The organism is Pseudomonas sp. 05N434, from assembly GCF_056396965.1.
On the sequence record NZ_JBFTMK010000479.1, the window covers coordinates 1 to 3,906 of the forward strand.

Here is a 3,906-nt window from a genome sequence, read left to right on the forward strand (position 1 = left end):
GCGTCCGACTGGTACAGATCCTGCTCTTCTTCTACACCCCCGGCGTTCAGATCTGCTTGGGGCGCTTCTAGATGAACTTGCATCTGCACCGCCTCACTACTAGAGAAAACAATAATGAAATCTGCCTTCAACACTTTTATTCCGGGCGCCTTGGCCCTGCTTATGCTTCTGCCTACAGCCCTTCAGGCAAAAGAAATCGAAACCCAACAGAAACTGGCGAACGTGGTGATCCTGGCCACCGGCGGCACCATTGCCGGCGCGGGCGCCAGCGCCGCCAACAGCGCCACCTACCAAGCGGCGAAAGTCGGCATCGAACAATTGATCGCAGGAGTTCCGGAACTGAGCCAATTGGCCAACGTTCGCGGCGAACAAGTCATGCAGATCGCATCCGAAAGCATCACCAACGACAACCTGCTGCAACTGGGACGTCGCGTGGCTGAACTGGCCGACAGCAAAGACGTCGATGGCATTGTCATCACCCACGGCACCGACACCCTGGAAGAAACTGCTTACTTCCTGAACCTGGTGGAGAAAACCGACAAGCCGATTATCGTCGTCGGCTCCATGCGCCCTGGCACCGCCATGTCGGCCGACGGCATGCTGAACCTGTACAACGCCGTCGCCGTGGCCAGCAGCAAAGACGCGCGCGGCAAAGGCGTGTTGGTGACCATGAACGATGAAATCCAGTCGGGTCGCGATGTCAGCAAAATGATCAACATCAAGACCGAGGCGTTCAAAAGTGCCTGGGGCCCGTTGGGCATGGTGGTCGAAGGCAAATCCTACTGGTTCCGCCTGCCGGCCAAGCGTCACACCACGGACTCGGAATTCGACATCAAAACCATCAAGAGTCTGCCTGACGTCGAAATTGCCTACTCCTATGGCAACGTCAGCGACACCGCCTACAAAGCCCTTGCGCAGTCGGGCGCCAAAGCCATCATCCACGCCGGCACCGGCAATGGCTCGGTATCGTCCCGCGTGGTTCCCGCCCTGCAGGCCTTGCGCAAAGACGGCGTACAAATCATTCGCTCTTCTCACGTCAATGCCGGCGGTTTCGTGCTGCGTAACGCTGAACAGCCTGACGACAAGTACGACTGGGTTGTTGCTCACGACCTGAACCCGCAAAAAGCCCGCATCCTGGCCATGGTCGCACTGACCAAGACCAACGACAGCAAAGAGCTGCAACGGATGTTCTGGGAGTACTGATTCGCCCGCGCCCGACCCGTTCGCGGTCGGGCACCGCTGTCACCACTCGCCAGTCCTGGCGAGTGGTTCACGACCTCTTTCCGATAAAAAATCTCCCTTCGCCCTACACCAAACGGAAAAAACCACTGTCAGAAGATTTTCTTGAATTTTAAGCAGTTGCGAAAATGCCTACAGTTAAATACTGTATGCACGTACAGCTTAATAAGGATAACTCCGTGGCCACTACCTCCGCCTCTCCTGACGCTTACGAACGCCTGGGTATGCGCATTCAGAAAATCATCAATTCCCCCACCGCCCAGAAAGCCAAAGCTGCACTGATCTTCCGTCTTCCGGACGAACCCGTGGATGAGTGGGAGCGTTTGCTCGAAGAAATCGACGAGAACGACAACGTCACCCTCGCCCATCGCGACGATGGCGGCGTGCAGATTTTCTGGGTTGTGCCGAAGGAAGATTGAGTCAATGAGCGTCCGCTGGCTTGCTTTGCTGTTTCTGCTCATCACCCTTGGCGCCCAGGCTGGCGCCCCACGCACCTTCAACGAAGCCAAGAAAGTCGCCTGGAAGTTGTACGCTCCGCAATCCACCGAGTTCTATTGCGGCTGCAAATACACCGGCGACCGCGTGAACCTCGCCGCCTGTGGTTATGTGCCACGCAAAAACGCCAAGCGCGCCTCGCGCATCGAGTGGGAACACATTGTCCCGGCCTGGCAGATCGGCCATCAGCGTCAGTGCTGGCAACAAGGAGGTCGCAAGAACTGCACGCGCTACGACCCGACCTATCAAAAAGCTGAGGCCGACCTGCACAATCTGGTACCCAGCATCGGCGAGGTGAATGGCGATCGGAGCAATTTCAGTTTCGGCTGGCTACCCGTGCAATCGGGTCAATATGGCTCGTGCCTGACTCAGATCGACTTCAAGGCGAAGAAGGTCATGCCCCGCCCTTCCATTCGCGGCATGATCGCCCGAACCTATTTCTACATGAGCAAGCAGTACGGCTTACGCCTGTCGAAACAGGATCGGCAATTGTACGAAGCCTGGAACAAGACCTACCCGGTTCAGGCATGGGAACGTCAGCGCAACCAGAGCGTGGCGTGCGTGATGGGCCGCGGCAATGAGTTTGTCGGCCCCGTAGACATGAAGGCTTGCGGCTAACCGGCTGCCAGCACTTTCTCCCGGCAGATTGCGCCCCGCACAAACAAAAACGCCCCGACCGAAGTCGGGGCGTTTTCATGTGCGGCTAAGGCTTAGCGCGGGAATGCTGGCGGGTTTACACCGGCCATGTCTTCCATCACGCGAACTACCTGGCAGCTGTAACCGAATTCGTTGTCGTACCAGACGTACAGAACAACGCGGTTGTCGTTGCAGATGGTCGCTTCAGCGTCCACTACGCCTGCGTGGCGCGAGCCCACGAAGTCGGTGGAAACCACTTCCTGCGAGTTGACGAAGTCGATTTGCTTATGCAGATCGGAGTGCAGCGCCATGTAGCGCAGGTACTCGTTCATCTCTTCACGGGTGGTGGCTTTCTCAAGGTTCAGGTTGAGAATGGCCATCGACACGTTTGGCGTCGGAACACGAATCGCGTTACCGGTCAGCTTGCCGGCCAGTTCAGGCAGCGCCTTGGCGGCAGCCGTGGCAGCACCGGTCTCGGTGATCACCATGTTCAACGCGGCACTACGGCCACGACGATTGCCTTTGTGAAAGTTGTCGATCAGGTTCTGGTCGTTGGTGTACGAGTGAACCGTTTCAACGTGACCGTTGACGATGCCGAACTTGTCGTTGACAGCTTTCAGCACCGGCACGATGGCGTTGGTGGTGCAGGAAGCGGCAGAAACGATCTTGTCGTCAGCGGTGATTTCACCGTGGTTGATACCGTGAACGATGTTCTTCAGCTTGCCTTTGCCAGGCGCGGTCAGAACAACGCGGTCGATACCCGGGCAGGCCAGGTGCTGACCCAGGCCGTCGGCGTCACGCCATACACCGGTGTTGTCCACCAGCAACGCGTTTTTGATGCCGTACTGGGTGTAATCCACTTCAGTCGGGTTCTTCGCGTAGATAACCTGGATCAGGTTGCCGTTAGCGGTGATGGTGTTGTTGGCTTCATCGATGGTGATGGTGCCGTTGAACGAACCGTGCACCGAGTCGCGACGCAGCAGGCTGGCACGCTTGACCAGATCGTTCTCGGCGCCCTTGCGGACAACGATGGCACGCAGACGCAGGCCGTCGCCACCACCGGTTTTCTCGATCAGGATGCGCGCCAGCAGACGACCGATACGACCGAAGCCGTACAGGACAACGTCGGTGCCGGTACGACCGGAACCATTCTGCTTGCCGACCACATCAGCCAGTTCATCACGGACGAACGCTTCGGCGGTACGGCCATTGCCTTCGGCCTTGAATTTGACGGCCAACTTGCCCAGATCTACCGAAGCAGCGCCGAGCTTGAGCTCGCTCATTGCCTTGAGCAGCGGGAATGTTTCGTGGACGGACAATTCGCTGTCATCGGACTGGCGATGGCGAGCAAAGCGGTGAGCTTTGAGAATCGCGATGACAGACTGGTTGATCAGACTGCGGCCATAGATCGAGCTCACCACGTTGTTATTGCGGTAGAGCTGACCGATAAGCGGAATCATCGCTTCTGCGAGTGCTTCACGGTCGATCCATTCACCAAGACACTGGTCGGGCTTCTGAGTCACGGGAACCTTCCAC

General features: G+C 57.6%; 4 protein-coding genes. 3 read left to right on the top strand and 1 reads right to left on the bottom strand.

Annotated elements, in window-relative coordinates; all coding sequences use genetic code 11:
• Window positions 1–114 precede the first annotated feature (114 nt).
• The 3 genes from AC1DLB_RS23845 (at window position 115) to AC1DLB_RS23855 (ending at window position 2,352) form a co-directional block, all read left to right on the top strand.
• Complete coding sequence (locus AC1DLB_RS23845; RefSeq protein WP_477744349.1) at window positions 115–1,203, top strand: asparaginase; 1,089 nt, start codon at window positions 115–117, stop codon at window positions 1,201–1,203.
• Between the two features lie 164 nt (window positions 1,204–1,367).
• Window positions 1,368–1,658 carry a DUF1654 domain-containing protein gene (locus AC1DLB_RS23850; protein ID WP_064616810.1) on the top strand — a complete coding sequence of 97 codons (291 nt, stop codon included), beginning with the start codon at window positions 1,368–1,370 and terminating at the stop codon, window positions 1,656–1,658.
• Window positions 1,659–1,662: 4 nt separating this feature from the next.
• A complete protein-coding gene (locus AC1DLB_RS23855; RefSeq protein WP_477744350.1) occupies window positions 1,663–2,352 on the top strand; it encodes an endonuclease in 690 nt (229 codons plus the stop codon).
• 92 nt (window positions 2,353–2,444) lie between these two features.
• Here AC1DLB_RS23855 and AC1DLB_RS23860 read toward each other — a convergent pair.
• Window positions 2,445–3,906: glyceraldehyde-3-phosphate dehydrogenase (locus tag AC1DLB_RS23860; RefSeq protein WP_477785754.1), on the bottom strand; the 1,462-nt coding region annotated here is incomplete at its 5' end.

Coding starts and splice junctions, on each gene's coding strand:
- AC1DLB_RS23845 (WP_477744349.1), top strand. CDS start 115: ATGAAATCTGCCTTCAACACTTTTATTCCGGGCGCCTTGGCCCTGCTT.
- AC1DLB_RS23850 (WP_064616810.1), top strand. CDS start 1,368: ATGCCTACAGTTAAATACTGTATGCACGTACAGCTTAATAAGGATAAC.
- AC1DLB_RS23855 (WP_477744350.1), top strand. CDS start 1,663: ATGAGCGTCCGCTGGCTTGCTTTGCTGTTTCTGCTCATCACCCTTGGC.